We start from the raw sequence: 26,161 nt of genomic DNA, 5'->3' as shown, positions 1-26,161 counted from the left end.
TCAGGATTCCCCATGCGATTGAGTATTGTATTGTGCAGCCTTGCGCTGCCGTGGACGGCGCACGTCCGTGCCGCGGACGTTCTCCCTTCCGTGACGGTCACTGCCGGCAAAGTGGACCAGCGCCGCAGCGACACCGTCGCCGCCATCGTCGTCGGCCACGAGGAGCTGATACGCCAGGGCGAGCGTACCTTGTCCGACGCCCTGAAGCGCCTGCCCGGCGTTACCATCGGCGGCACGGCTTCGGGCACGGCTGGCGGGCAGCTCCAGCTGCGCGGGCTGGGTCAGGGTTATACCCTGGTCATGCTCGACGGCGTGCCCGTGCCGCCCGGTTTTTCGCTCGATTCCCTGGATCCGGAACTGGTCGAGCGCGTGGAAATCATGCGCGCCGCCACGGCGCAATTTTCCGCCCAGGCGATCGCCGGCTCCATCAATATCGTGCTGAAAAAATCGGGCAAGCGGCGCGAGCGCACTGTCAAGCTGGGGGCGTCCGGCAGCCATGGCATGCCCGCCGGCAGCGCCACCGTGCAGTGGTCGGACAAGGACGGGGACCTGTCCTACGCGCTGGCCGGCACGCTCGCGCACACGGGGCGCCGGGGCGTGCTCGATGAATGGAACCGCGCATACGATGCCGCTGGCAGCCCCACGGTGCTGCGCCATATGCCGCTGACGGAGCGCGTGACCAGCGATGCGTTCGAGCTGGCGCCCCGTTTGCAATGGGCGCTGGCGGGCGAAGACAGCCTGGCCTGGCAAAGCCTGGTCAGCTGGCGCCGCGTGGCCAGCCGCCGCCAGGTGGTGGAAACGGCTTATCTGGGCGGCCATACCGGCTATCCGCACAACGACGCCGCCTTCAGCCAGGACAGCGGCACCGTGCGCAGCGATCTGCACTGGCTGCGCAAGCTGGGGCAAGGGGCCAGCCTCGATATGAAACTGGGCCTCGATGTCAACCACCGCAGCAGCGACTATCTGTTCCAAGGCGTCAGTGCCGCGCCCGGGCCGGCGAATGTGCGCCGCGTCGATGCGGGCGTGGACGAGCTGGGCGCGCAGACCAGCGGCACCTACCGCCGGACGCTGGGCGCGGGGCACGCGCTGGCGGCGGGCTGGGATGCGGGGCACCGGCGGCGCGCCGAGTTTCGCCGCGAGCGCCAGCTGTCGCCGGGCGGGCCGCCCGTGCTGCCGGACGCAGACTATGCGGCCACGCTGCGGCGCCTGGCCCTGTTTGCGCAGGATGAATGGGATATCTCCGCGCGCTGGTCGCTGTCTCTGGGGCTGCGCTGGGAAACCTGGCGCACGGCCAGCGCCACCGGTGGCGCGGACGCCGTCGACGTGCGCGCGCAAGTGTGGAGCCCCGTGCTGCACAGCCTGTGGAAGCTGGCGGGCAAGGATCAGCTGCGCCTGGCCGTCACGCGCACCTACAAGGCGCCGCAGATTTTCCAGCTGATCCCGCGCCCCTACCTCAACGACAACGGCAATAGCCCCGCGAATCCCGACAACCAGGGCAATCCGGCGCTGCGCCCGGAGCTGGCGTGGGGGCTCGATGCGGCCTACGAATACTATCCGGCAGGCGGGGCAGAGGGCGCCATGCTGGGCGCCAGCGCCTCGCTGCGGCGCATCGGCGACGTGATGCTGGACCGCCTGTACCAGGACCACGGGCGCTGGGTGGCCACGCCCGTCAATCAGGGCAGGGCGCAGGTGCGCGGCATCGAGCTGGAAGCGAAGCTGCCGTTGGCGGCGCTGTGGGCGGGCGCCCCCGCGCTGGACTTGCGGGCGAACGTGGCGCGCAACTGGTCGACGCTGGACGCCGTCGCCGGCCCGGACAACCGCCTCGATGGCCAGCTGCCGTGGAGCGCCAACCTGGGCGCCGATTACCGGCTGGCCAGCAAGCCCTTGACCGTGGGCGGCAATCTGCATTACCAGGGCGGCGGACGGTGGCGCGAGTCAAGCCAGCTGCTGGCCTGGCAGGGCGCCCGCCGCGAACTGGATCTGTACGCCTTGTGGAAGTTCAGCGACCAGCTGCGCCTGCGCGTGTCGGGCGCCAATCTGCTGGGGCAGCCTGAGCGCGCGCGCAGCCTGTATGCGGATGGCGCCGGCAGCCTGTTGCGCACGGTCGATACGGGCAGCTACCGCACCCTGCGCGTCATGCTCGAAGGCTCCTTGTAGGCCTTGTTCAGTCGTCGATCTCCGCGACGACGTAAGCGATGCCCTGCGCATCGAGCCAGGCGCGCACGGCGTCCAGGCCGTGCCACGGGTCCGGGCGCAGGTGCTGGCAGACATACAGGCCGGCGGCCGTCAGCCTGGCGTCCGTGTCGGGCATGGCGTTGCCGGGCGGGCGCGGCGCCGGCGCCGCCAGCTCTGGCAGCCGCGCGAGGTGCTGGCGCTGTTCCGGCGTCAGGCTGGCCGTGATCCTGAATTCAAATCCCATGTTTTCTCCTTGATTTGCGGGCCGCCGCAGCGGCTATTTTTCATCATCGAAAAAATTGCACATAGCTTGGCATTCTTTCCGTTTTTGTTTTCAAAGTATCTCGTCCATACTGCATAGCACTGGCCCCGCACACACAGAGTGACGCAAGGGCAGGAGCAGAAGCGCCGTACAACGACATCCCTTTTTTTATATTCAATTATTTTCACCAAGGAAAACATCATGCCTATCGCCACCGCCCAAGCCGCCCAAAAACTGCTGACCCCTGACGATCATACCCTGATCATGATCGACCACCAGTCGCAGATGGCGTTCGCCACCCGCTCGATCGACCTGGCCTTGCTGCGCAACAATGCGGCCCTGGTGGCGAAGGCGGCGGCGCAATTCAAGGTGCCGGCGATTTTGACGACGGTGGCGGCCAAGTCGTTCTCCGGCCCTATTTTTGACGAAATCCAGTCCGTCTTCCCCGACCAGGCGCCGGTCGACCGCACGACCATGAATACCTGGGAAGACGCGCGCATCGCCGACAAGGTGAACGGCTACGGCAAGGGCAAGATCGTGCTGGCCGGCCTGTGGACCTCCGTCTGCATCGTCGGCCCCGCCCTGTCGGCGCTGGCGCAGGGTTTTGAGGTGTACGTGATCGCCGACGCCAGCGGCGACGTCTCCGATGAAGCCCATGCGATGGCCATGCAGCGCATGATACAGGCGGGCGCGCAGCCGATGACGTCCGTGCAATACTTGCTGGAACTGCAGCGCGACTGGGCCCGCGGCGAGACCTACAATGAAACGGTGGCGACGGCCGTGGCGCACGGCGGCGGCTATGGCCTCGGCTTGATCTACGCCAAATCCATGTTCAACGCCAGCGAAGGCCATTGAGCTTTCATTGATATCGCGCCACCGCCGCCCGCCGGCGGGGCGGTATTCTTCACCTGAACCGGGAGTTTCCATGCACGCAAGCACGATTTTACTGAATGGCTGTTTCCACACGGTCGACAGGACGCAGCCGCTGGCGTCCGCCGTCGCCATCGCCGATGGCAAATTCCTCGCCGTCGGCGACGTCGAAGACGTGATGCGCCATCGCGGCCCCGCCACGCAGCTGATCGACCTGGCTGGCCGCACGGTGATTCCCGGCCTGAACGATTCGCACCTGCACCTGATCCGGGGCGGCTTGAACTACAACCTGGAACTGCGCTGGGAAGGCGTGCCGTCGCTGGCCGACGCCTTGCGCATGCTCAAGGAGCAAGCCTTGCGCACGCCGAACCCGCAATGGGTGCGCGTGGTGGGCGGCTGGACGGAATTCCAGTTCGCGGAAAAACGCATGCCGACGCTCGATGAAATCAACGCGGCCGCGCCCGACACGCCCGTCTTCATCCTGCACCTGTACGACCGCGCCCTGCTCAACCGCGCCGCCCTGCGCGCCGTCGGCTACGATAAAAATACGCCGAACCCGCCCGGCGGCGAGATCGTGCGCGACGGGGCCGGCAACCCGACGGGCTTGCTGATCGCCCGGCCGAACGCCATGATCCTGTATGCCACGCTGGCGAAAGGCCCGAAGCTGCCGCTGGAACTGCAGGTGAACTCCACGCGCCAGTTCATGCGCGAACTCAACCGCTTAGGGCTGACCAGCGCCATCGACGCGGGCGGCGGCTTCCAGAATTATCCCGAGGATTACGCCGTCGTCGACGAGCTGGCGCAAAAGGAGCAGTTGACGATACGCATCGCCTACAACCTGTTTACGCAGAACAAGGGCGCGGAATTGCAGGACTTCCAGAAGTGGACGGGCATGATCAAGCCCGGCGATGGCACGGATTACTACCGGCATAACGGCGCCGGCGAAATGCTGGTGTTTTCCGCCGCCGACTTCGAGGATTTCCTTGAGCCGCGCCCCGAGCTGGCGGCCGGCATGGAAGACGAGCTGGAAAAGGTCGTGCGCCACCTGGTCGAGCAGCGCTGGCCGTTCCGCCTGCATGCCACCTATGACGAATCGATCAGCCGCATGCTCGACGTGTTTGAAAAGGTCAACCGCGACACGCCGTTCGGCGGCCTGCACTGGCTGTTCGACCATGCGGAAACCATCAGTCCGCGCAATATCGACCGCGTGAAAGCGCTGGGCGGCGGCCTGGCCATCCAGCACCGCATGGCCTTCCAGGGCGAGTATTTCGTCGAGCGCTATGGCGCGGACGCGGCGAAGGCCACGCCGCCCGTGCAGCGCATGCTGGACGCGGGCGTGCCCGTGGGCGGCGGCACGGACGCCACGCGGGTCGCCAGCTACAACCCGTGGACGGCGCTGTACTGGCTCGTTTCCGGGCGCACCGTGGGCGGCCTGGCCCTGACGGATGCGGCGGGCAGACTGTCGCGCGACACGGCGCTGGAACTGTGGACGGCGGGCAGCGCCTGGTTTTCCAGCGAGCAAGGCAAGAAGGGACGCATCCGCGAGGGCATGCTGGCCGACCTTTCCGTGCTGTCGGCCGATTACTTTACGGTGCCGGAAGAGGCGATCAAGTCCATCGAATCCGTGCTGACCATGGTGGGCGGCAAGGTCGTCTACGCCCAGGGGGAATTCACGGCCCTGGCGCCGCCGGCCATCCCCGTGCTGCCCGAGTGGTCGCCCGTGCGCGCGGTGCCCGGCCATTACCGGCCCGCAGCCAGGCCGGCGCAAGCGCAAGCCATGCTGCCGCACCAGTGCGCGGGCGCCTGCGGCGTGCATGCGCATGCGCACGACCGGGCGCGCAAGTCGGCCGTGCCGGTTGCCGACTTTTCCGGTTTCTGGGGCACCCTGGGCTGCAGCTGCTTCGCCTTCTAGGCGGCCGGGCCTTATTTTGAAAGGCGCAGGATGGCCGAGGCGAGCCGCGTGAAACAGGGACTCAGGTCGCTTTCGGTGGCCGCATAGCAGTACAGGCCCACGGGCTCGGCCGGCTTGCGGCAACGCGTTGGCGCATCGCTCGTGTTGGCCATGCAGCGCAGAAAGTCTGCGCCCAGTTCGCTGTCCGGCCCCTCCGGCGTGATCAGCGATGGACCCATGCCCAGGGTAAAGATGTAAGTGCCTTCCTGGCGCGCCTTGGCCGCCATCGCTTCGGGCAGGTTGCGCGAGGCGCGGTGCACATTGTTCCACTGGTCCTGCGACGAAGAAACGGACGCCGTCACGGGGCGGGGGGTGCTGGTTACGATGGGAAATTCGCGCGCCGTCGGATCGTTGGACTGGGCTATCGGGTTATTCGCGTTATACCAGAGGGGGAGGGAAGTAATCGTGCCGGAGTCGCAGTCACCGTTCAATAGACTGTTGGTCGTGCCCATCTTGTACAGGCCGGCCAGCGCGTCCGATTGAAATTTGGTGTAGGTGGCGAGTCCACCGGCGGTCTTGCATTTAGTGCCAGAGTTCGGAAAGTACGAGGAAAAGGCGGCCGGTGAACCATCGGAAAAAAACACGATGACGCGCAGGCTGGAGCGGTTGAGCTGACTGATGTCGTTGAGCTGCTTGCGCGCCTGCCACATGCCTTCGGCCGAATTGGTGCCGCCTTCGAAGGAAAAATTCTTGATCGCCGCCGTGGTCGTGGCGCGGTTGAAGCCGCGCGTAACGGGATTGATGGGTAGATCGGTTTGCGCATCGGAGGCAAAATGCAGCAAGCCCACGCGGTCCACGGTGGAATTGAATTTATTCAGGAAGGAAATGCCCGCGGCCCGCACGGCGTCCGCATTGTTTTTCAGCGACCCCGACGTATCCATCACCAGCACCATATCCAGGTCCTTGCGGATGGTTTGCGCGCTGGCGGCCACGTTCATGGTCTTGAAGCCGAGTATGCCCATCAGCGAGACAGGCATCGAGGCGGTGGCCGAGACGTCGATGGTGACGGTGCCCTTGTCGAACGTGACGTCGACGGGATTCAGGGTCGGCGTCGAGAGCAGGAACTGATCCGGATAATTGATGTCAAAAAACTCCTTGGCCGACTGGCGCGCACTGTCCCGCTGTTCCGCTTCGGAGTTGCCTGTAGTAACGCCGCGTGCCGCCGCCAGGCTGGCCGAGTCGACGGCCGCATTGAGCTTGGCCTTGACGAAGTAGCCGAGGGCCGAATCGATGGCCAGGCCCGCCGAGGCGATCAGGACGACGGCCGACAGCGCCACCATGATCAGCACTTGGCCGCCTTGCCGCTTGTGTGGAGTGCGCATCAGAATATCGTCATCGAAGTCAGGTTGGGGCCCAGGATGGGCGTCGTGCTGTTGCCAATTTTCAAGGTGCCGAAAAGCATGTCGAAATTGTAGAAAGTTTCCACGGCGTAGATCAGTTCGCCGTCCGCCAGCTGGTTCTGCATCAATGCCACCGTGGGAGCATAGTCGTCCTTGGCGATGCTGGTGCACGTGCCATTGCTCCAGCTGCTGCATTGCCACACCTGGCTGGCGGGCAGGTAGCCGCTGGCCTTGGCGCCGGCGTCCCAGCGGTACTGTTCCAGCACGATATTGCGCAAGCCGCTCTTCGCCGTGTAGCCCATGATCTTGGTGACGTAGATCATGCCGCGCCTGTTCATGTCCAGCGGCGGCGTGCTGGCGGCCAGCGCATTCATGATGGTCTGGCTTGAGCCGCTCAGGTCGGACGTCGAGCGCGAGGCCAGGTTGGCGCCTTCGCGGCTGATGTTGAGCAGGATGATCTTGGCCTGGATGGCGCGCGACAGGTCGACCACCATGAACAGCAGCAGCGCCAGCAGCGGCAGCACGATGGCAAATTCGATGGCGGCGATGCCGCGCGCGGCGCGCCGCGCAAGAGGGCGGGAGCGCATCACAGGCCGCCAAAGCTTTCATTGCGCATGGTGGCGGCCACGACGTAGGGCGACTCGCCGTCCTTGTAGAAGGCGGCCATCAGCGGCGTGGCGAATTTCCAGTTGTATGCGACGGAGATGACGACGATATCGCCGCTGTTGCCGAACATGCCGGTGCTGGTGCCGCTGGTGCCATTGACCGTGATGACGGGATTGACTTTGTCGTAGATGCCCATGGAACTGGCTTTCATCTTTTGAATGACGGCCTGGTAGCGCTGCTGGTTGCTGCTGGCCGGATCGAGATCCTTGTTGCCCGTCACGGCATAGCGTGCGCCTTCGCGCACCGCATGCTGCATGGTGAGATTGGCGAAATAGGCCATGCTCAGTTCGATCATGCCGATCAGCAGCAGCAGGAAGACCGGGGCAATGATGGCAAACTCGACAAGGGTGGCGCCAGCCTGCCGGATGCTGCATGGCGGAGGGCGGGAAAAGCGGGCCGTAGCCTTGCTGAGCGTCATTTCGGGTATCCAGGTAAAGGCTCGCGCCTGCGTTTTATGGCAATGCATTCAAATCAATTTGCCTCAGCTCATTTTATCGCGCTTTGCGCGAGTGAGGTTCGCATTAAAATGCACGGAAATCAAGTTTATTATAATTTACATAGTCAATGGCGGGCTGCCCATTCCTAATTTGTATTCCTGAGAGTAATATGCGGAGCGTACGGAAATTAAAAAATAATTAAGCAATTTCCGGCATGCCGAACCGATGGTGCTTTTTGCAAAGATGAAATGAGTATGCTGCAACAGCAACAATTGCAATGGGGAAAGAATGGCGTGCCAGCCTTGCCGCCGGAGGAGCATGCTGACTTGCAAATAATCTCAGGCATGCGCTTATTCTTGGCCGTGACGGCATTATTGGCACTGATGCTCAATTCCGGCAGCCAAGGCTTGTCCGGGCAATTGGCTTGGGTAATTTTCCCCCTGTATGTGCTGTATGGCGCGGTATTGCTGGTTTTGCTGCATTTTCATCGCGGCAGCGGCAAATTGGTGTATTGGCTCGACGTATGCTGGTGCGGCCTGATCGTGTTGTGCACCGGCGGCGGCGAGAGTTACTTTTTCCCGGGTTTTTTCTTTGCGATCCTGGCGTCCTCGTTCCAGCGGGGATACGATGAAGGCGCCCGCATAACGCTCGCTTCCTGTGCCATGCTGGTGCTGGCGTCGGTGCTGTCGGAGCAGGAGCCGAAGCTGCCGCAGCTGCTCTTGCGCACGGCGTTTGTCCTGGCGCTGGGCTGCATGATCGCTTGCTGGGGTGGCCTGAGCGTGCAGCACAAGCGCCGCCTGGCCTTGCTGCGCGAGGTGGGCCAGCAATCGAATCCCCGTTTCGGGGTCGATCATACGGTGGCGTCGATGCTGGAGAAGGCGCGCGTCTTCTTTGGCGCCAGCAGTTGCATCCTGGTCATGCGCGAGGGCGGCGCCGCGCATTGGCAGTTGCGCACGGCGCTCGACGACAGCCGGGGAAATGGCGGGCGCGTCAGCCAGATGAGCGAAGCGGCCGTGGCGCCGCTGATGGTGTTCGAGGCCAGCCAGAGCGTACTGTACGCGTCGTCGCTGCGTTCGCGCCTCGGGCTGGCGCATGCCTGGCAGGGCAAGGCACGCGCCAGCGCCAGATGGCAGCGGCTCGACATCGACGCGACGCAGGGCACCGCGCTGACGGAACTCTTCGATGCGCGGTCCTTCATCAGCGTTCCCTTGCCTTTGCATAAGGGACAGGGCCGGCTGTACGTGCTGGCGTCCACAACCCGGCTGTCGAAGGCCGACGCCATGTTCTTGACGCATATCGTTGCACAAGTATTTCCCCAACTGGAGAATATCGCCATTCTCGACAAGCTCGCCTCCGGTGCCGCTTACCGCGAACGGCAGAAAATTGCCCGCGATTTGCACGATTCGACCATCCAGCCCTACATCGGCCTGCGCCATGGCTTGAGCGCCTTGCGGGGCAAGGTGGCCGCCGGCAGTCCCCTGCTGGCCGACCTCGACAAGCTGATCGATATGAGCGGCCAGGTGATAGCCGACTTGCGCCAGATGGCGCAGACGGTGCGCGGCGGCAAGGAGCGGTACGACGAGCCGGAGTTGCTGGCGGCCCTGCGGCGCCAGGCGCAACAGTTGAAGAAATTCTTTGGCATCGACATCGAGATTGTCTCGGACCGGACGTTCCTTCTCAGCGACAGGCTGGCGGCGGAAGTGTTTCAGATCGTCAATGAAGGCATGAGCAACATCCGCAGGCACACCACGGCCCGCGAGGGCTGCGTGCGCCTGGCCTGCGGGACGCATGCCGTGTCGATCTCGATCGAAAATGCCGCCGAGTCCGGCGCACCGGGGCGCGTGCCGTTCATGCCCGCTTCCATCGCTGAACGCGCGCAGGCGCTGGGCGGCACCGTGCAGGTTGGCCAGGCGGCTGGCGGCGCCACGGCGGTGCGTATCGAAATTCCCGTGTAAGGGCCCGGCCCTGCGCGCCGTGGCACATTGAAGGTAAGCCTATGTCAAGTCTGCATCCCATCCGCGTCATGCTGGTCGACGATCATAAAACCATGTTGTGGGGCCTGGAAAAAATGCTGGAGGACGCGTGCCCGGCGATGACAGTGGTCGCCAGCGTCAGCAATATTGGCGATGCCGTGGCGCTGGCCGGCAGCTTGCAGCCCGATATCGTCGTACTCGACGTCGATCTCGATGGCGTGTGTGCCGTCGATTCCGTGCCGGCGCTGGTGGCCAACGGCGTCACGCGCGCGCTGATGTTCAGCGGCACGCGCGACCAGGAAGTGCTGGCCCGCGCCGTGCGCAGCGGTGCGCGCGGCGTGATCGGCAAGGAAGTGGCGGCGGAACAGCTCATCGATGCCATCGCGCGCGTGCACCGCGGCGAACTCTGCCTCGACCAGGCCTTGCTGGGCAGTCTGCTGGGAGCGCTGATCAAGCCGGTCCCGGCACCGGCGGCGCCCGATCCGGAGGCGGCGCGCATCGCCCTGCTGACCCTCAAGGAACGCAAGATCGTTGTCATGATGGTGGAAGGCAATGGCGCACTCAACAAAACCATAGCGCAGCGCGCCTTCATTTCCGAGCAAACCTTGCGCAACCATTTGACGTCGATTTACAGCAAACTGGACGTGGCCAACCGCCTGGAACTCTATGTCTACGCCTTGAAGAACGGCCTTGCGGGGCCCCAGGAATGCTGAATCCAGTACAAATGTACTGATATTGCAAAAGAAAAAAGCTCTTTTGTACCAGTTAAAAAATTACTTTTATCTGATTAATATCACTATTTATTTATTTATAATATATGAATCGGCAATCGATAAATGCCGCTGAATTAGTCAGACTGATATTGCGAATAGGATCAAGGGCAGGAAAGTCCGGAAAAAAATGATATGCCTGGCATCGTGTATTTAATGCGCGGTTGGCGCAGCAATTCATTTTCCGCTTATACCTGGCGATGCTCGCCGATCGCCTTGGCGTGCCTGCTTGTACTTTCGCCCATATGCAAGGATCCGTGGCATAGATCCACTTCTGGCTGTATCCGCAGTTGTCATGACGTTGTAAAACTTACTCTGAATGGATTAATCATGAATTTCATCAAAAATTTTATCGCTGAAGAAGATGGCGTTACCGCAATCGAATACGGCCTGATCGCCGCGCTGATCGCTGTCGCGATCGTTGGCGTCGTGAAAACTGTGGGTACCGATCTGGGTGCCGTATTTACCAGCGTTTCGAAGAACTTGACAGGCAAGTAATCGCCACGCGTGCTATGGCAGTGCGCGCCCCTCCGGGCGCGCGCCGATGGTGGCCCGGATCAGCCGCATGGCGCCGGGCCATCGTCGTTTCTGCCCCAGTCCTTGTCTTTCCCGCGCCGGATAATCCATGTATACCGCTCTTTTCCTGACCTGGTCGCCGGCAGTTCTGCTGGCCGGCTTGCTGCTGCTGGCCGTGTGCCACGACGTGCGCAGCCGCCGCATCCCGAATCGCCTGGTGTTTTCAGGCGCGCTGGCAGGATTGTTGCTCAACGCAGCGTTGCCGGCCGGTGCAGGCCTGTTGTCGGCCACGCCCGGCGCGCTCGGCTTCTGGCCGGCCCTGGGCGGCCTGGCCCTTGGCCTGGCGTTGCTGCTGCCGATGTATGCGCTCAAGGCGCTGGGCGCCGGCGACGTGAAATTGATGGCCATGGTGGGGGCCTTTGTCGGTCCGCACGCCGTTTTCTTTTGCCTGCTGGCCAGCCTGCTCGCTGGCGGCGTGCTGGCGCTGGCCGTGGCCGCTTATCACGGCACCTTGCGCCAGGTCGGCAGCAATAGCTATCACATGGCCTTGAGCAGCTTCATGCGGGCCATCGCGGCGCAACGGCCCGATATCGACGCGCCGGTCGCGCCCAGCGGCAAGTTGCCGTATGCCATAGCCATCGCCAGTGGCACCGCGCTCTACCTGCTCCTGGCCGCCGGCGGCCAGCTGGGAATCTTCGCATGACCGCTGGCGTCTTCCGCACCCGTACCCATGCCTGCTGATCTGCTTGCCGCACCGGCTTCCCAGCGTGCCCCGCGCACCGTCGAAGAGACGGGCTTGCCCTTTTTCTTCCTGGTCGAACTGCTGGTCAAGGTGCTGTTCCAGCGCGGGCAGCTGCACCTGCCCGAGCTGGCCAGCTACGTCAAGCTGGGCCTGGGCGTGATCGACCCCGTCATGGTCTTCATGCGGCAGGAAAAAATGTGCGAGGTCATGCGCCGCGGCGCCAGCGGCACCGATGCCGACCTCCACTATCAGTTGACGGACAGCGGCCGCCAGCGCGCCCTCGAATGCCTGGCGCGCAATGCCTATGCGGGCCCATGCCCGGTGCCGCTGGCCGCCTATAACGCGCAGGTATCGGCGCAAAGTGTTGCCAACATGCATGTCACGCGTCCGCAGGTCGCGGCCAGCTTCGACGGCGTGGTGGTGAATCAGACCGTGCTCGACCAGCTGGGCGCGGCCATGAATTCCGGGCGCGCCATTTTCATCTACGGCGCCGCCGGCAGCGGCAAGACGTATCTGGCCGAGCGCCTGCAAGACTTGCTGCAAGGGGCCATTGCCTTGCCCTACGCCATCATGGTCGATGGCGAAGTCGTGCCCTTCTATGACCCGGTGCTGCATCTGCCGGCGGCGCAGCAGGCGGAAGCGCCGGCCGGCATCGAGCGCGCCGTGCAGCTCGACGCGCGCTGGGTGCGCGGCGTGCGCCGCCCGGCCGTGCTCACCGGCGGCGAGCTGACCCTGGAAATGCTGGACCTGCGCTTCGACGGCGTAACGCGGCTGTACCGCGCGCCGCCGCACCTGAAGGCCAACAACGGCATTTTCATCATCGACGACCTGGGGCGCCAGCGCTGTTCGCCGCTGGAGCTGATGAACCGCTGGATCGTGCCGATGGACCGCGCCATCGATTACCTGTCGCTGCATAACGGCCATACCTTCCAGGTGCCGTTCGACGTGGTGGTGGTGTTTTCCTCGAATTTCCTGCCCGAGCGGCTGTCGGACGCGGCCTTCCTGCGCCGCCTGGGCTACAAGATCGAAGTGCCGGCGCTCAGCGCGGCGCATTACGAAAGCGTGTTTCGCCAGACCTGCGCCACCTGCGGCGTGGCGTTCGACGCGGAGGCCTTTGCCTTCCTGCTGCAGCGCCATGCACGCGGCGCGACGCCCTTGCTGGCCTGTTATCCGCGCGACCTGCTGCGCCAGGTGCGCGATCTGGCCCGCTACGAAGGCACGCCGGTGCAACTGAGTGCAACGGTGCTGGACTGGGCCTGGAACAATTATTTTGCCGGCGCGAACCAGCGCCAGGGCGCGGACGACATGGCCGTGCAAGAGCGGCGCGAACAGAAATCAAGCTGAAGTCAGAGGAAAAACGATGCGAAATACCCGTGCTTTACTTATGTTGCTGCTGGCCCTGGTGCTGGCCGGTGCCGCCGTGCTGACGGCGGCGATCTGGATGGGCGGCCAGAGTACGCCCGCGAGCCAGCAGATCGTCGTGGCCCTGGTCGATATCGGCGTGGGCACGAAGATCAGTCCGCTCATGCTGCGCAGCATGGACTGGCCCGCCGGCGCGCAGCCGCCCGGCGCCTTTACCGACAGCAAGGCGCTGGACGGACGCATCACGCGCACGGCCATCAGCCTCGGTGAACCGGTGCTGGAAAGCAAACTGGCGCCGCCGGGCACGAGCGGCGGCCTGTCCTCCATCGTGGCCGATGGCAAGCGCGCGATGACCGTGCGCGTCAACGATGTGGTGGGGGTGGCGGGCTTTGCCTTGCCTGGCAACTTTGTCGACATCCTCGTCAATACCCAGGACGACCGGGCCAAGGCCAGCGGCGGCGCCGAGCTGGCCATTTCGAAGATCGTGCTCGAGCGCATCCTGGTGCTGGCCGTGGCGCAGGAATCGAACCGCGACGACAACAAGCCCAAGGTGGTCAATGCCGTCACCCTGGAATTGACGCCGGACCAGGTGGAAAAGCTCGACCTGGCGCGCAGCGTGGGCACCTTGTCGCTGGTGCTGCGCAACCAGATCGACCCGGCGCCCGTCAACACGGGCGGCGCCACCAAGGAGTCGCTGCTGGGACTGAAGCCGCTGCTGCCCGTCGCCGCGCCGCGCGCGGCTGCACCGGCGCGCCAGGCGCCGCGTCCCGCCGCGCCACCGGCCGAGAGCGTCAAAGTGATCACGGGCATGGATACCCGCGTCCAGCAATTCTAACCATACCAGTAGCAGGGATAGTCGATGACCTCATTTTGTAACCGTATCGCCAGGCCGCGCTTGCGCCTGGCCCTGGCCCTGAGTGGCTTGACGGCGAGTTTGCTGTGGCCGCCTGGCGCCAGCGCCGCGCCCGCCGTGCGCAAGGTGGACGCCGCCAGCCAGGCCGCCCCCCTGTCGCTGGGGGGCGATATCGCCCGGCTGGGGCCGCCGATCCGCTTGTCCGTCGGCAAGTCGACCTTGCGCAGCCTGACGCGGGCCGTCTCGCAGATCGCCGTCAATGATCCGAAGGTGGCGGGCGCCAGGCTGCTGGGCAGTTCCAGCGAGCTGTATATCTGGGGCCTGGCCCCGGGCAGCACCAATCTGATTCTGTGGGACAAGGAGCATCGTCCCGTGATCGTCGATATCGAAGTCGGTGTCGATGCCGACGGCTTGCAGGCGCAGCTGGCGCATGTGTTTCCCCGTGAAACAGATCTCAAGGCCAGTTCGGCCGGCGGCGCCATCGTGCTGACGGGCATGGTTTCGGATGCCGTCAAGGCCAGCCAGATCATGGCCATGGCCACGGCGTTCGCGCAGCGGGGAGGCGGCGAAGCGGCGCCGGCGGCCGCAGGAGCGGCAGGAGCCGCTATGGCGCCAGTCGCCGGCCCGGCCGGCGCTGCCGCTTCCGGCGTGAGCGTGATCAATATGCTGACCATCGCCGCGCCGCAGCAGGTGATGCTGGAAGTCAAGATCGCCGAAGTCTCGAAAACCCTCGTCGACCAGCTGGGCGCCAGCATCGGCGCGCGCGCCAGCAGCGGCAACTGGACTTACAGTTTCCTGTCGAACTTGTTGAGCGGCAACCCCAGCATGATCGACGGCTTCAATGGTAAAAACGGCAACTTCCTCACGCTCGATGCGCAAAAGCGCGACGGCCTCGTGAAAGTGCTGGCCGAACCGAACATCATGGCCATCAGCGGCCAGGAGGCCAGCTTCCTGGCCGGCGGCAAGATCTACATTCCCGTCTCGCAAGACAGCGCCACCAACAAGATCACCCTGGAAGAAAAGGAATTCGGCATTGCCGTCAAGTTCACGCCCACCGTGCTCGACGGCGGACGCATCAATCTGAAGGTGGCGCCGGAAGTGTCGGAGCTCAACAAGGACGGCATCGGCATCACCACGGGCGGCACGGCCGGCAGCGCCATCCTGCCGGCATTTACCACGCGGCGCGCCACCACCACGGTGCAATTGTTCGATGGCCAGAGCTTTGCCATCGGCGGCTTGATCAAGAACAATGTGACGACGAATATCAAGGCGCTGCCGATGCTGGGCGAGATTCCCGTGCTGGGCGCCTTGTTCCGCAGCAGCGATTTCCAGACCGACCGCACCGAGCTGGTGTTCATCATCACGCCGCACCTGGTCAAGCCGCTGGCCGGCGACTACGTGCTGCCGACGGATGCCTATGTGGCGCCCAGCCGCGCGCAATTTTTCCTGCAAGGAAAGATGGAAGGCGATGCCACGCCGCCGCCGGCGGCGGCCGACAAACAACCGGGCGCCCCAGCGGCGACCGGCTTCGACATTCAATAGGAGAGTGAGCATGCAGCGTCCTCCATTCCTTCCCCTGCTGTGCGTGCTGCTGGCATCGATCGCCGCCAGCGGCTGCGCCACCACGCCGCGCCTCGACAGCAACTTCGGCCGCAGCGTCGATTTGCTGCGCGCCCAGCAAGTGATCAACCCGCAGGCGGGACTGAACCGCGACCCGGTGGCTGGCCTCGACGGCAAGTCGGCGGCGGCGGCATACCAGGCCTACGAGAAGACTTTCAGCGCGCCCGTGCCGCAGTCGGGCGCCATGACGATCAGCCTGGGACGCCAATGAAGATGTCACCGTTACCACAGAACAGGCAAGGCATATCGTGAAAATCGCCATCATATCCCGGGATGACAGAGTATTGGCCGAGCTGGGCCGCCTGGTCGGCAACCGTAATCCGGCGGACGACGTCGACGCCCGCAGCGGACCGCTGGAGCAACTGTATGCGGCGCAAGAGCTGCCAGACGTGCTGATGTTCGACCGGCCCGGCAACGATGGCGCCGACCTGGCCGCCATCGAGCGCCTGAGCAATCAGTTTCCGCGCCTGGCCGTGATCCTGCTGTGCCCGCAGCATTCGCCCGACTTCCTGCTGCAAGCCATGCGTGCCGGCGTGCGCGAAGTGTTGCCGTCGCCGGCGGCCGCCGCCAGCGTCTACCCGGCCCTCGAACGCATCGAGGAAAAACTCGAGCGGCGCGACAATGGCAATGGCAAGGTGCTGGCCTTCATTTCCTGCAAGGGTGGCAGCGGCGCCACTTTCATCGCCACCAACCTCGGCTATGCCCTGGCGGAAAGCGGCCACAAGCGTGTTGCCTTGCTGGACCTGAACCTGCACTTCGGCGATGCCTCGCTGTTTGTCTCCGAAAACAAGCCGCTCGCTACTTTGGCCGACGTGACGCGCGACATCCACCGCCTGGACCCGTCCTTCCTCGCTTCGAGCATGCTCAATGTGCTGCCCAATTTCAGCGTCCTGGCGGCGCCGGAGGACCCGGCCCATGCCAGCGAAGTCCAGCCCGAGCATATCGACGCCATCATCAAGCTGGCGCGGCGCCAGTACGACTTCGTGGTGCTCGACGTGGGGCGCAACCTCGATGCGGTCAGCGTGCGCGCGCTCGACCACGCCGACCTGATCTTCCCCATCCTGCAAACGACCTTGCCCTACATCCGCGACGGCAAGCGCCTGCTGGGCATGTTCCGCTCGCTGGAATACGACAAGGGCAAGGTGCGCCTGATCGTCAACCGGCACGACAGGGGCGGCGAAATCCGCCTGCAGGACCTGGAGGCGGCATATGGCACGACGATCGACCGCACGGTGCCGAATCATTATGCGTCGGCCGCCGCATCGGTCAACCAGGGCATGCCGATCTTGCAGCTGGACAAGAACAGCCCGATCACGCGCTCGCTGCAGGAGTTTGCCGCCAGCCTGACGGGCGCCAGCGTCGAACCCGCGCGGCAAGGCTGGCTGAACCGCGTGCTGCGGCGCGCCTAACCCCATTCGAACAGGAATTCTTTTATGGCAACTTCCCCCGTCTCCAGCCTGTCGATCCGCGAGCGTCTCGGCAATGGCAAGATCGCCACCCTGACGCCGCAGCGCGCGCCCTCGATCGACAACCGCAGCTACCGCGAGCTGAAACAGCGCATCCATACGCTGCTGCTCGAGCGCGTCGACCTGGAAAGCATGCAGCGGCTGACGCAGGATCAGATCCGCGACGAGTTGCGCAGCCTGGTCGAGCGCCTGCTCGACGAGGAAGCCGTGGTCATCAACGATATCGAGCGCAAGAACCTGACGCGCGACATCCGCAACGAGATGCTGGGGTTTGGCCCGCTGGAAACCTTGCTGTCGGACCCGAGTGTGTCGGATATCCTCGTCAATGGCCACAAGCAAGTGTATGTCGAGCGGCGCGGCAAGCTGGAATTGACCGATGTCGTGTTCAATGACGATGCCCATTTGATGAAAATCATTGACAAGATCGTCTCGCGCGTGGGCCGCCGCATCGACGAATCGAGCCCCATGGTCGATGCGCGCCTGCCCGACGGTTCGCGCGTCAACGCCATCATCCCGCCGCTGGCCATCGACGGGCCCGTGATGTCGATCCGGCGTTTTTCCGTCGACCCGCTGCGCCTGGCCGACCTGGTCGCCTACACCAGCATGACGGCCGAGATGGCCGAAGTGCTGCAGGGCCTGGGCAAGGCGAAGATGAATATCCTCATTTCCGGCGGCACGGGCAGCGGCAAGACCACCATGCTGAACGTGATTTCCGGCTTTATCAGCCATACGGAACGCATCGTCACGGTGGAAGACGCGGCCGAGCTGCAATTGCAGCAGCCGCACGTGGTACGCCTGGAAACGCGCCCGCCGAATATCGAAGGCAAGGGGGAAGTGTCGCAGCGCGCGCTGGTGCGCAATGCCCTGCGGATGCGCCCCGACCGCATCATCCTGGGCGAGGTGCGCGGCGCCGAGGCGCTCGACATGCTGGGAGCGATGAACACGGGCCATGAAGGCTCGATGGCCACCATCCACGCCAATACGCCGCGCGACGCCATCACGCGGCTGGAAAACATGATCAGCATGGCGGCCGCCAACCTGCCCAGCAAGGCCATCCGCCAGCAGATCAGCTCGGCCATATCGGTGGTGGTGCAAGTGTCGCGCCTGATCGACGGCAAGCGCAAGGTCACGTCGATCCAGGAAATCACGGGCATGGAAGGCGATGTCATCACGATGCAGGAAATCTTCAGCTTCAGGCAGACGGGGGTGGGGGAGAGCGGGGCCGTCGTCGGGTATTTCTCGGCCAGCGGCATCCGTCCCCATTTCCTGGAACGCCTGAAGAGTTTTGGCGTCGGCATTTCCAGCGCGGTATTCGAGCCGACCGGCAGCGGGCGCTGACACGGCATGGGCTATCTCTCGTATCTGGTGTATCTGCTGATCTTCCTGGCGGTCATGCTGCTGGTCGGCGCCGTGTATTTCAACCTGCAGTCGCGCGGCGCAGGCGCCGGGCGCGTGGCGCGCCGCTTGCGGGCCATGAATACGGCCAGCGACGACGCGCAGAAAACCGTTTCCATCACCAAGAACCGGCAGCTCAGCTCGCATGCGGGCATACAGGGATTGCTGGAATGGCTGCCCGGCGTGGCCGGTCTGGACCGCTTGCTGCTGCAGTCGGGCAAGGACTGGGACGTGGGCAAGCTGCTCGGCTACAGCCTGCTGGCCTGGCTGCTGGGCTTGCTGTTGGGCAGCATCAGCCCCTTGCCCTGGTATCTGCGCCTGCTGCTCAGTCTTGCCTGCGCGGCGCTGCCGCTCCTGCTCGTGATGCGCGCCAAGGCCCGGCGGCAGGCGCGCATCGAACTGCAATTGCCCGATGCACTGGACATGATGAGCCGTGCCATGCGTGCCGGCCACGCCTTTCCCACGGCCCTGAAAATGGTCGGCGACGAGATGACGGGGCCCCTGGCCGATGAATTCCGCGCCGTGTTTGACGAAGTCAATTTTGGCGTGTCGATGTCCGATGCCCTGTCGGGGCTGGCGGCGCGGGTGCCGAGCACGGACTTGCGCTATTTCGTCATCGCCGTGCTGATCCAGCGCGAGACGGGCGGCAATCTGACGGAATTGCTTGGCAGCATCAGTGCCATCATCCGCGACCGCCTTAAATTGATGGGCCAGGTGCGCGTGCTGTCGGCCGAAGGGCGCATGTCGGCCTGGGTGCTCGGTTCGCTGCCCTTTGCCGCCGCGCTGATGATGCAGGTGACGAACCCCGAGTTCCTCTCCGTGCTGTACACGGATAGCGGCGGGCGCAAGATGGTGGGAATGGCCTTCGGCATGTTGGTGATTGGCATCTTTGTCATCCGCAAGATTGTGCGGATTCGCGTGTGAGGCTGTGAAATGAGGCAATTGACTATACAGAGGGTGGCACGATGAGCGGCATGCAGATGGGCTTGTTGGTGGTGCTGTTCCTGATCGTGTTCGGCATCGTCCTGGTGCTGGCGCGGTTGTTTGCGGGCAACGCGGTGCAAGTGCGGCTCGATACCCTGGATGTGCAGAAAATAGATACGGGCAAGGCCCGCCGGATGAACCAGCGCTGGCTGGGATACCTGGTCAGCCTGACCCGTCCGCTGGCCAGGCTGTCGCTGCCCGAGGAGGGGTGGGAAGTATCGCCCATCCGCATCCGCTTCATCAATGCGGGCTGGCGCAAGAGCGCCGCGCCGGCGCTGTTTTACGCGGCCAAGACGGGTCTGGCGCTGCTGTTCCCCCTGCTGGCTTATCTGCTGCTGCGGCACGGCGAGTACAACCTGTTCCTGTGGCTGCTGCTGGCCGCGGCCCTGGGCTATTATCTGCCGGACTTCTGGCTCAAGCATTGCTTGAAAGAACGGCAGCGCGAAATCTTCGAAACCTTTCCCGATGCGCTGGACTTGATGACGGTCTGCGTCGAAGCGGGTCTGGCGATGGATGCCGCGCTGGCGCGCGTGGCCCAGGAAATTGGCATGAAAAGCCTGATTCTGGCCGAGGAATTGCAACTGGTGACGCTGGAACTGCGCGCCGGCAGCGCCAAGGACAAGGCCTTGCGCAACCTGGCACTGCGCACGGGCGTGGAAGATGTCGATGCCCTGGTGACCCTGCTGATACAGGCAGAGCGCTTCGGCACGAGCATCGCCGCTTCCTTGCGCGTGCAGTCGGACGAGCTGCGCACCAAACGGCGCCAGCGCGCCGAGGAAACGGCGGCCAAGATTGCGCTCAAGCTGCTGTTTCCCTTGATTTTTTTCATTTTCCCATCCCTGCTGGTGGTGCTCATGGGGCCCGCCCTGCTGCAGATCCGCCGCGCGCTGCTGCCGGCGATGGGGGGCGCGTGATGCCGCGCTGGTTCAGGATGCCTGTCTGGTGGCTGCTGGCGTGCCTGCTGCAAGGCTGTACGGCCACGCCCGTCGCGCCACAGTGGCAAGTGCAAGGCGTGCAGCGCATCGGCCATTCCGCCGGCCAGAATGCCGCCACGTATTTGCAACTGGGCAAGTTTTACCAGGAGCGGGGCCAGCTGGAGCTGGCGGCCGGCGCCTATGCCGCCTCGATTGCCCTCGACCCGCGGCAACTGGGCGCGCGCAATGCGCAAGCCGTGCTCGATGCGCGCCAGGGCCGGCTTGAACAGGCCGCCACGGCGCTGCTGGCGCTGGTGCGCGACTATCCCGAGGCCGCCCAGCCCATGAACAATCTCGGCTATGTCTACTACCTGCAAGGGGAACTGGCGCAAGCGTCGGGCATGCTCGGGCAGGCCGTGGCGCGCGATGGCGGCACGGCGCTGGCCCGCAATAACCTGCAACTGGTGCAAGCGGCGCAAGCGATGCAGGCGGCACCAGCCGTGGCCGCCGCGCCGGCGGCGCTGGCCGGGATCGAAATCATCAATGGCAATGGCATCCGCGGCATGGCGGCGCAGGTGCGCCAGCGCGTGCGGGAGCATGGCATGGCGGTCGGCCGCCTGGCGAATCAGCCTGGTTTCCGCCAGGCACATAGCCAGATCCTGTACGCCCCCGGCCATGCGCGCCAGGCCGATGCCTTGCGGCAAGTCCTGGCGCAGCAGGGGCCGCCCGTGCAACTGGTGGCCGTCGCCAGCCTGGGGCGTGGCGCCGGCATCCGCCTGATCCTGGGACACGACCAGGCTTAACTGGAACAAGCTAGCAGCAATACATTATCAGTATCACAATAACAGGGAGAAGTGCATGTATGGATTGACGAGTAGGGCTTGGCCGGCGCGCTGGGCGCATTGCCTGGCTGCCGGCACGGCAGCAACGTTGCTGGCCGGCTGTGGCGGCGGCGGTTCCGGCGGCAGCGATTGCAGCACCCTGGACCCGGGCCGCAATCCGAACCTGCCCGGCTGCGTCGTGCCGCCCGTCACGCCGGTGGCTCCCGTCACGCCCGTCGTGCCCGTGCCTGCAACCCTGGCGCTGAGCCTGAAGGATGGGGGCGGCAAGGCGACCACCTCGGTCGGCCCCGGCAACAGCGCCACCGTGCAAGCCGTCGTGAAGGATGGCAAGGGTGCGGTGCTGCCGGGCGTCTTGCTGACCTTGAACAGCAGCGACAAGAGCGCCAGTTTCACCCCGGGCGCGGCCAGCGCTCTGACGGACGCGAACGGCGTGGCCAGCATCGTCATCGCGGCGGGCAGCCAGAGCGGTGCTTTTGCGCTGACGGCCAGCGCCACGGTAAATGGCAGCGTGTTGACGTCGAGTATCAATTACACGGTGGTCTACCCGGCCCTGACCCTGGGCGGCGTGGGCGTCGTGCCGGCGACCCTGTCGGCGGGCGGCACGGCCGGCCTGAGCGTGACGGTGATGAATGGCCCGGCCGTGTATGCGCCGGTGCAGTCGGTCGTCTTCAGTTCGCCTTGCGCCAGCGCCGGCAAGGCGGCCATCAGCAGCCCCGTGAATACGGTCAATGGCGTGGCCAGCACCTCGTACATCGACAAGGGCTGCGGCGCGCCGGACGTGATCACGGCCAGCACCGTCTTCAATGCCACCACCTTGAGCCAGTCGGGCACCCTGACGGTGCAGACGGCCAATGCCGGCCAGATCGGCTTTGTCTCGGCCCTGCCGCAAAACATCGCCCTGAAAGGCACGGGCGGGGCCGGGCGGCAAGAGTCGTCCACCGTCACCTTCAAGGTGCTCGACAGGAATGGCAATCCCGTCAGCGGCAAAGCGGTCAATTTCGCGCTCAATACGACGGCGGGCGGGCTGAGCCTCAATCCCGCGCAATCGACCAGCGGCGCCGACGGCAGCGTCAGCACCACGGTGGCTTCCGGTACCGTGAACACGCCGATCCGCGTCACGGCCACCCTGCAGGGCACCAGCCTGTCGACGGTGTCGGACCAGCTGGTGGTGTCCACCGGCATACCCGAGCAGGACAGCTTTACCTTGACCACGTCCATGTTCAATACGGAAGGCAGCGATTTTGCCGGCTGCACCGCGCCGACGGGCGCCACCATCACGGCGCGCCTGGGCGACCACTTTCACAATCCCGTACCCGATGGCACGGCCGTCAGCTTCACGGCCGAAGGCGGCACCGTCGATGCATCCTGCCTGACGGGCCTGGTCAACACCACCTTGACGGACGGCACGGTAATTACGCAGAAAGGCGTGCCGGGTTCGTGTTCCGTGCGTTTTTGCCCCGGCAATCCCCGTCCGCTTGACGGCCGCGTGACCATCCTGGCGTATGCGCTGGGCGAGGAAAGTTTTGTCGATGCGAATGGCAACAATTTGTTTGATGCCGGCGAAAGCTACGTCGACCTGGGCGAACCGTTCCGCAATGACCGCGCCATCGTCAGCAGCAATGCCAACTTCAAGGACGATGCCTACAGCACGGGCAATGCGGTGCTTGCCGGCAATGAAAAGCCTATCGATTCGAATGGCAACGGCAGCTGGGATCAGGTGGGTGATGGACAGTACAATGGCGTCCGACGCGCTGCCTCCAGCGCCAATGCCACGGCCGCCAACACCGTGCACATACGCCAGGCCCTGGTGCAGGTGTTGTCGGGCAGCACGGCGCGTTTCACGCCCCTGGGCGCCGCTTCCGTTGATCTGGACAAGTGCGTCGATGGCACCGTGTTCGAAAACCGGGTACGTACCTTCCCGCTCGCCATCCGCGACGGCAATGACACCGTGTTTGCCATGAATCGTGCCGCCGTGACGGGGCTGGCGATGGATTTGCCCGGCAATCCGTTGCCGGCGGGCACGACGATCAGCTTCTCGGCGAGCAATGGCAGCATCGTCGGCGGCACCAGCTTTGTCGTGCCGAGCATCGACAGCGCCAGTTCCGCGAACTGGATCTATCCGGTGCAGATGATCAGCGACGTGACCCAGATCGGCACTGCGTGCCAGCCGAACAGCGTGCGCAACGGCCTGTTGACGGTGACGGTGCGCACGCCGAATGGCATCGTGACGTCGGCGACGTATGGCGTCAGCGACTGATTGTTATACCTGCGGGCAATAAAAAAGCTGCCGGAGTCGCCTCCGGCAGCTTTTTTTAGTTCAACCCTTGCCTGGCAATCAGGCAAATGGCGTCAGCAGGGTGATCATCTGGCCAAAGATCTTCGGGCTGGCGGCGATGACGTCGCCCTTGTACAGGTAGTCCGATTCGCCGGAAAATTCACCGACGATGCCGCCCGATTCCGTGATCATCAGGGCGCCGGCGGCGATATCCCAAGGCTTCAAGCCTTTTTCGTAGAAGCCGTCCAGGCGGCCGCAAGCGACGTAGGCCAGGTCCAGCGCGGCCGAGCCAGCGCGGCGCACGCCCTGGCTGCGTTCGCCCATGATTGCGTACATCTTCAGGTATTCGTCCAGCGCGCGGGCGCTGCCGGCCACGTAGCCGGTGCCCAGCAGGGCGTTCGAGATCCGGTCCAGCTTGGTGACGCGGATGCGTTTTTCGTTCAGGTAGGCGCCGGCGCCCTTGGTGGCCGTGAACAGGTCGTTGCGAACCGGGTCGTAGATGACGGCTTGCGTGACGACGCCGCGATGCGCGAGGGCGATCGAGATGCAGTATTGCGGGAAGCCGTGGATAAAGTTGGTGGTGCCGTCCAGCGGATCGATGATCCACTGATATTCATTCTCGTCGTGCGAGTTGGCGGAAGCTCCCGATTCCTCAGCCAGGAACGCGTGGTCCGGGTAGGCTTTGGACAGCACCTCGATGATGGCTTGTTCGGCCGCCTGGTCGACGTCGGTGACGAAATCGTTATGTTGTTTTTCCGTGACGACGACGCGGTCGAGGTCAAAAGAGGCGCGATTGATGACGGCGGCGCCGCGGCGGGCGGCTTTGATCGCCGTGTTGAGCATTGGGTGCATGTGAGCTTCCGTTAAAAGCACGCGACCGCCCATGGCCGCCTTGCGGCGCCGGTACGGTAGAGTGCAAGAATGAATTAAAGAGCGGAGCGGTGCCGAAGTGGTTAAAATCCCGGCCTGGAGTCAGCGTTTTGTGACTCCGTTTCCCGAAATTTCCTGTATCGATACCGCGCAATAGCGCTATTTTAAATGAATCTGCCCGAAATCAACACGTCTCTTTTCAAACGCCTGCGATTTATTCTTGTCGAAACTAGTCGCTCTGGCAACATTGGCGCCGTCGCGCGGGCCATGAAAACGATGGGTTTTTCCGATCTGGTGCTGGTCAACCCCCGTTTTCCCGATGCCTTGACGGACGCGGAAGCGGTGGCCTTCGCCAGCGGCGCGCAGGATATCCTGTCCGGCGCGCGCATCGTCGGCTCCATCGCCGAGGCGCTCGAAGGCTGCAATTACGCGGCGGCCGTGTCGGCCCGGCTGCGCGAGTTCTCGCCGCCCGTCACGGCCCCGCGCGCCATCGCGGCCCAGCTGGCCGCCGGCGAAGACTTGCACGCGGCCGTCATCTTCGGCAACGAGCGCTTCGGCTTGCCCAACGAGATCGTCGAGCAGTGCAATGTGCTGATCAACATTCCCGCCAATCCCGAGTACTCGTCGCTGAACCTGTCGCAGGCGGCGCAGGTCGTCGCCTACGAATGCCGCGTGGCGGCCCTCGGCGACGGGCAAATCTCCAGTCCTGTCGGCTTTCACGGCGACGCGGCCAGCCTAGCGCAGGTCGACGGCATGTATGCGCACCTGGAACAGGCGCTGGTCGCCATCGATTTCCTCGACGCCGATAACCCGAAAAAGCTCATGCCCCGCTTGAAACGCCTGTTTTCGCGCACGGGGCTGGAAACGGAAGAAGTCAACATCCTGCGCGGCATCGCGCGGCATATCCTGGCGGTGGCGAAAAAAGGCCCATGATAGAGACGCGGCTGCTGCGCCAGTTCATCGCCGTCGCCGAGGAGCTGAACTTCCGGCGCGCGGCCGAACGGCTGCACATGGCGCAGCCGCCGCTGTCGCAGGCGATTTTTCGGCTGGAAGAAGCGCTCGGCTATCCCGTATTCGAGCGCACGAACCGCAAGGTCAGCCTGACGCCGGCGGGCGATGCTTTCCTGGCCACGGCGCGCCAAGTGCTGGCCAGCCTGGAAGAGGGCGTGGCCGCCACGCGCCGGGTGGCGCAGGGTATCGAGGGCCATTTGCGCCTCAGTTTCATCCACATCACGCCCTACGCCCACGTATTGAACGCCTTGCGCGCGTTTCGCGCCGCTTCGCCCGCCGTGCAATTCACCTTGCGCGAAGCGTCGACGCAGCAGCAGGTCGAGTGGCTGGAGCGGGGCGAGGTCGATATCGCGCTGCTGCGCGCGCCCGGCCGGGGCACGCCGGGCCTGCGCTTCGAGCGCCTGTCCGGCGAAGACATCCTTGTTGCGCTGCCGTCGGGCCACCGCTGCGCGGGGCAGGCGCGCGTGGACCTGGCGGAGCTGGCCGGTGACGATTTTGTCGCCTCGCCGCGCGAGCTGGGCCAGGGTTTCCACGATCAGCTGGCCAGCCTGTGCCTGCATGCGGGTTTTGTGCCACGCGTGGCGCAGCAGGCGCGCCGTTTGCAAACGGTGCTGGGCCTGGTGGCGGCCGGTTTCGGCGTGGCCCTGCTCCCAGCCAGCCTGGCGGCGTCCAGGCCTGCCGGCGTCGTCATGCTGCCGCTGGCAAGCAGCGCGCCCGCGCCGCTGCGCCAGCTCGACCTGTACATGGCGTGGAACCCGCAGCGCACGTCTCCCGTGCGCGAGCGGCTGCTGGCGCAGCTGCGGCTGTCCGCTGTTCAATAAGACTTTAAACGTCTCGTTTCAAGATAAATAAGATATTTTACAGATG

24 protein-coding genes are annotated in these 26,161 nt (G+C 64.5%); 19 read left to right on the top strand and 5 right to left on the bottom strand.

Translation table 11 applies throughout. From position 1 onward, the window contains the following. Positions 1-12: 12 nt before the first annotated feature. Positions 13-2,157, top strand: coding sequence for a TonB-dependent receptor plug domain-containing protein (locus AC07X6_RS13255; protein ID WP_494791263.1), 2,145 nt, complete (start codon positions 13-15; stop codon positions 2,155-2,157). A 7-nt stretch (positions 2,158-2,164) separates the two neighbouring features. On the opposite strand, the gene AC07X6_RS13250 is transcribed toward AC07X6_RS13255, so the two are convergent. Further along, a complete protein-coding gene (locus AC07X6_RS13250) occupies positions 2,165-2,419 on the bottom strand; it encodes a hypothetical protein (protein WP_230541736.1) in 255 nt (84 codons plus the stop codon). Between the two features lie 219 nt (positions 2,420-2,638). Between AC07X6_RS13250 and AC07X6_RS13245 the strand changes: the two genes are divergently transcribed. Next, positions 2,639-3,292, top strand: a complete 654-nt coding sequence (locus AC07X6_RS13245) for a hydrolase (protein WP_494791262.1) — start codon at positions 2,639-2,641, stop codon at positions 3,290-3,292. Positions 3,293-3,362: 70 nt separating this feature from the next. Next, a complete protein-coding gene (locus tag AC07X6_RS13240; protein ID WP_494791261.1) occupies positions 3,363-5,219 on the top strand; it encodes an amidohydrolase in 1,857 nt (618 codons plus the stop codon). Positions 5,220-5,230: 11 nt separating this feature from the next. Here the strand turns inward: AC07X6_RS13240 and AC07X6_RS13235 are convergent, their stop codons facing one another. From AC07X6_RS13235 to AC07X6_RS13225, 3 genes are read right to left on the bottom strand one after another with little or no spacing between them, the layout of a single operon-like run. Next, on the bottom strand, positions 5,231-6,580 hold the full coding sequence (locus AC07X6_RS13235; RefSeq protein ID WP_494791260.1) for a TadE/TadG family type IV pilus assembly protein: 1,350 nt from the start codon (positions 6,578-6,580) through the stop codon (positions 5,231-5,233). Next, entirely contained in the window at positions 6,580-7,185 is a 606-nt protein-coding gene (locus AC07X6_RS13230; protein WP_230541732.1) for a TadE/TadG family type IV pilus assembly protein, read from the bottom strand. Before AC07X6_RS13230 ends, AC07X6_RS13235 begins: the two co-directional genes overlap by 1 nt. Beyond that, positions 7,185-7,682, bottom strand: coding sequence for a TadE family protein (locus tag AC07X6_RS13225; RefSeq protein ID WP_494791259.1), 498 nt, complete (start codon positions 7,680-7,682; stop codon positions 7,185-7,187). The genes AC07X6_RS13230 and AC07X6_RS13225 overlap by 1 nt, the downstream gene beginning before the upstream one ends. Positions 7,683-8,045: 363 nt before the next feature. On the opposite strand from AC07X6_RS13225, the gene AC07X6_RS13220 reads away from it, so the two are divergent. From AC07X6_RS13220 to AC07X6_RS13155, 14 genes are all read left to right on the top strand, one after another. Then, entirely contained in the window at positions 8,046-9,656 is a 1,611-nt protein-coding gene (locus AC07X6_RS13220; RefSeq protein ID WP_494791258.1) for a sensor histidine kinase, read from the top strand. 41 nt (positions 9,657-9,697) lie between these two features. Beyond that, entirely contained in the window at positions 9,698-10,387 is a 690-nt protein-coding gene (locus tag AC07X6_RS13215) for a response regulator (RefSeq protein WP_494791257.1), read from the top strand. A 387-nt stretch (positions 10,388-10,774) separates the two neighbouring features. Beyond that, positions 10,775-10,942 carry a Flp family type IVb pilin gene (locus tag AC07X6_RS13210; protein ID WP_230541728.1) on the top strand — a complete coding sequence of 56 codons (168 nt, stop codon included), beginning with the start codon at positions 10,775-10,777 and terminating at the stop codon, positions 10,940-10,942. Positions 10,943-11,069: 127 nt separating this feature from the next. Beyond that, the gene (locus AC07X6_RS13205) at positions 11,070-11,663 is read left to right on the top strand and encodes an A24 family peptidase (protein ID WP_494791256.1); all 594 of its coding nucleotides are present in this window, start codon (positions 11,070-11,072) and stop codon (positions 11,661-11,663) included. A gap of 27 nt (positions 11,664-11,690) precedes the next feature. Next, positions 11,691-13,046 (top strand): DUF8689 domain-containing protein, encoded by a 1,356-nt coding sequence (locus AC07X6_RS13200; RefSeq protein WP_494791255.1) that lies wholly within the window; start codon positions 11,691-11,693, stop codon positions 13,044-13,046. Positions 13,047-13,062: 16 nt separating this feature from the next. Next, positions 13,063-13,899 carry a Flp pilus assembly protein CpaB gene (gene cpaB / locus AC07X6_RS13195; RefSeq protein WP_230541725.1) on the top strand — a complete coding sequence of 279 codons (837 nt, stop codon included), beginning with the start codon at positions 13,063-13,065 and terminating at the stop codon, positions 13,897-13,899. Between the two features lie 24 nt (positions 13,900-13,923). Further along, positions 13,924-15,459 (top strand): type II and III secretion system protein family protein, encoded by a 1,536-nt coding sequence (locus AC07X6_RS13190; RefSeq protein WP_494791254.1) that lies wholly within the window; start codon positions 13,924-13,926, stop codon positions 15,457-15,459. Between the two features lie 10 nt (positions 15,460-15,469). After that, positions 15,470-15,748: a pilus assembly protein gene (locus AC07X6_RS13185; RefSeq protein ID WP_494791253.1), complete on the top strand. Its 279-nt coding sequence runs from the start codon at positions 15,470-15,472 to the stop codon at positions 15,746-15,748. Between the two features lie 37 nt (positions 15,749-15,785). Beyond that, the gene (locus AC07X6_RS13180) at positions 15,786-16,946 is read left to right on the top strand and encodes a CpaE/TadZ family protein (protein WP_494791252.1); all 1,161 of its coding nucleotides are present in this window, start codon (positions 15,786-15,788) and stop codon (positions 16,944-16,946) included. 48 nt (positions 16,947-16,994) lie between these two features. Next, positions 16,995-18,341, top strand: a complete 1,347-nt coding sequence (locus AC07X6_RS13175) for a TadA family conjugal transfer-associated ATPase (protein WP_474295685.1) — start codon at positions 16,995-16,997, stop codon at positions 18,339-18,341. 6 nt (positions 18,342-18,347) lie between these two features. After that, positions 18,348-19,322 carry a type II secretion system F family protein gene (locus AC07X6_RS13170; protein WP_494791251.1) on the top strand — a complete coding sequence of 325 codons (975 nt, stop codon included), beginning with the start codon at positions 18,348-18,350 and terminating at the stop codon, positions 19,320-19,322. 41 nt (positions 19,323-19,363) lie between these two features. After that, entirely contained in the window at positions 19,364-20,296 is a 933-nt protein-coding gene (locus AC07X6_RS13165) for a type II secretion system F family protein (RefSeq protein ID WP_494791250.1), read from the top strand. Then, entirely contained in the window at positions 20,296-21,099 is an 804-nt protein-coding gene (locus AC07X6_RS13160; protein ID WP_494791249.1) for a LytR C-terminal domain-containing protein, read from the top strand. The genes AC07X6_RS13165 and AC07X6_RS13160 overlap by 1 nt, the downstream gene beginning before the upstream one ends. A gap of 55 nt (positions 21,100-21,154) precedes the next feature. Continuing rightward, complete coding sequence (locus tag AC07X6_RS13155) at positions 21,155-23,395, top strand: Ig-like domain-containing protein (RefSeq protein ID WP_494791248.1); 2,241 nt, start codon at positions 21,155-21,157, stop codon at positions 23,393-23,395. Positions 23,396-23,473: 78 nt separating this feature from the next. Here the strand turns inward: AC07X6_RS13155 and AC07X6_RS13150 are convergent, their stop codons facing one another. Next, positions 23,474-24,256 (bottom strand): inositol monophosphatase family protein, encoded by a 783-nt coding sequence (locus tag AC07X6_RS13150; RefSeq protein WP_034758799.1) that lies wholly within the window; start codon positions 24,254-24,256, stop codon positions 23,474-23,476. 195 nt (positions 24,257-24,451) lie between these two features. Between AC07X6_RS13150 and AC07X6_RS13145 the strand changes: the two genes are divergently transcribed. Together AC07X6_RS13145 and AC07X6_RS13140 are read left to right on the top strand one after the other, a co-directional pair. Continuing rightward, positions 24,452-25,216: an RNA methyltransferase gene (locus AC07X6_RS13145; RefSeq protein ID WP_494791247.1), complete on the top strand. Its 765-nt coding sequence runs from the start codon at positions 24,452-24,454 to the stop codon at positions 25,214-25,216. Beyond that, on the top strand, positions 25,213-26,115 hold the full coding sequence (locus AC07X6_RS13140; RefSeq protein WP_494791246.1) for a LysR substrate-binding domain-containing protein: 903 nt from the start codon (positions 25,213-25,215) through the stop codon (positions 26,113-26,115). Before AC07X6_RS13145 ends, AC07X6_RS13140 begins: the two co-directional genes overlap by 4 nt. Positions 26,116-26,161: the final 46 nt, after the last annotated feature.

The sequence above is a fragment of the Janthinobacterium sp. GW460-12-1-14-LB5 genome, from assembly GCF_059423585.1.
Note: the sequence above shows the minus strand (reverse complement) of the source record. Positions and strands in the feature narration are given on the sequence as shown.

Excerpts from the sequence above, each read along its gene's own strand:
- AC07X6_RS13170 (WP_494791251.1), top strand. The coding sequence starts at position 18,348 with ATGGGCTATCTCTCGTATCTGGTGTATCTGCTGATCTTCCTGGCGGTC.
- AC07X6_RS13245 (WP_494791262.1), top strand. The coding sequence starts at position 2,639 with ATGCCTATCGCCACCGCCCAAGCCGCCCAAAAACTGCTGACCCCTGAC.
- AC07X6_RS13230 (WP_230541732.1), bottom strand. The coding sequence starts at position 7,185 with ATGCGCTCCCGCCCTCTTGCGCGGCGCGCCGCGCGCGGCATCGCCGCC.
- AC07X6_RS13150 (WP_034758799.1), bottom strand. The coding sequence starts at position 24,256 with ATGCTCAACACGGCGATCAAAGCCGCCCGCCGCGGCGCCGCCGTCATC.
- AC07X6_RS13190 (WP_494791254.1), top strand. The coding sequence starts at position 13,924 with ATGACCTCATTTTGTAACCGTATCGCCAGGCCGCGCTTGCGCCTGGCC.
- AC07X6_RS13200 (WP_494791255.1), top strand. The coding sequence starts at position 11,691 with ATGCCTGCTGATCTGCTTGCCGCACCGGCTTCCCAGCGTGCCCCGCGC.
- AC07X6_RS13210 (WP_230541728.1), top strand. The coding sequence starts at position 10,775 with ATGAATTTCATCAAAAATTTTATCGCTGAAGAAGATGGCGTTACCGCA.
- AC07X6_RS13235 (WP_494791260.1), bottom strand. The coding sequence starts at position 6,580 with ATGCGCACTCCACACAAGCGGCAAGGCGGCCAAGTGCTGATCATGGTG.
- AC07X6_RS13165 (WP_494791250.1), top strand. The coding sequence starts at position 19,364 with ATGAGCGGCATGCAGATGGGCTTGTTGGTGGTGCTGTTCCTGATCGTG.
- AC07X6_RS13250 (WP_230541736.1), bottom strand. The coding sequence starts at position 2,419 with ATGGGATTTGAATTCAGGATCACGGCCAGCCTGACGCCGGAACAGCGC.
- AC07X6_RS13205 (WP_494791256.1), top strand. The coding sequence starts at position 11,070 with ATGTATACCGCTCTTTTCCTGACCTGGTCGCCGGCAGTTCTGCTGGCC.
- AC07X6_RS13225 (WP_494791259.1), bottom strand. The coding sequence starts at position 7,682 with ATGACGCTCAGCAAGGCTACGGCCCGCTTTTCCCGCCCTCCGCCATGC.
- AC07X6_RS13140 (WP_494791246.1), top strand. The coding sequence starts at position 25,213 with ATGATAGAGACGCGGCTGCTGCGCCAGTTCATCGCCGTCGCCGAGGAG.
- AC07X6_RS13145 (WP_494791247.1), top strand. The coding sequence starts at position 24,452 with ATGAATCTGCCCGAAATCAACACGTCTCTTTTCAAACGCCTGCGATTT.
- AC07X6_RS13185 (WP_494791253.1), top strand. The coding sequence starts at position 15,470 with ATGCAGCGTCCTCCATTCCTTCCCCTGCTGTGCGTGCTGCTGGCATCG.
- AC07X6_RS13220 (WP_494791258.1), top strand. The coding sequence starts at position 8,046 with ATGCGCTTATTCTTGGCCGTGACGGCATTATTGGCACTGATGCTCAAT.
- AC07X6_RS13215 (WP_494791257.1), top strand. The coding sequence starts at position 9,698 with ATGTCAAGTCTGCATCCCATCCGCGTCATGCTGGTCGACGATCATAAA.
- AC07X6_RS13160 (WP_494791249.1), top strand. The coding sequence starts at position 20,296 with ATGCCGCGCTGGTTCAGGATGCCTGTCTGGTGGCTGCTGGCGTGCCTG.
- AC07X6_RS13255 (WP_494791263.1), top strand. The coding sequence starts at position 13 with ATGCGATTGAGTATTGTATTGTGCAGCCTTGCGCTGCCGTGGACGGCG.
- AC07X6_RS13155 (WP_494791248.1), top strand. The coding sequence starts at position 21,155 with ATGTATGGATTGACGAGTAGGGCTTGGCCGGCGCGCTGGGCGCATTGC.
- cpaB (WP_230541725.1), top strand. The coding sequence starts at position 13,063 with ATGCGAAATACCCGTGCTTTACTTATGTTGCTGCTGGCCCTGGTGCTG.
- AC07X6_RS13240 (WP_494791261.1), top strand. The coding sequence starts at position 3,363 with ATGCACGCAAGCACGATTTTACTGAATGGCTGTTTCCACACGGTCGAC.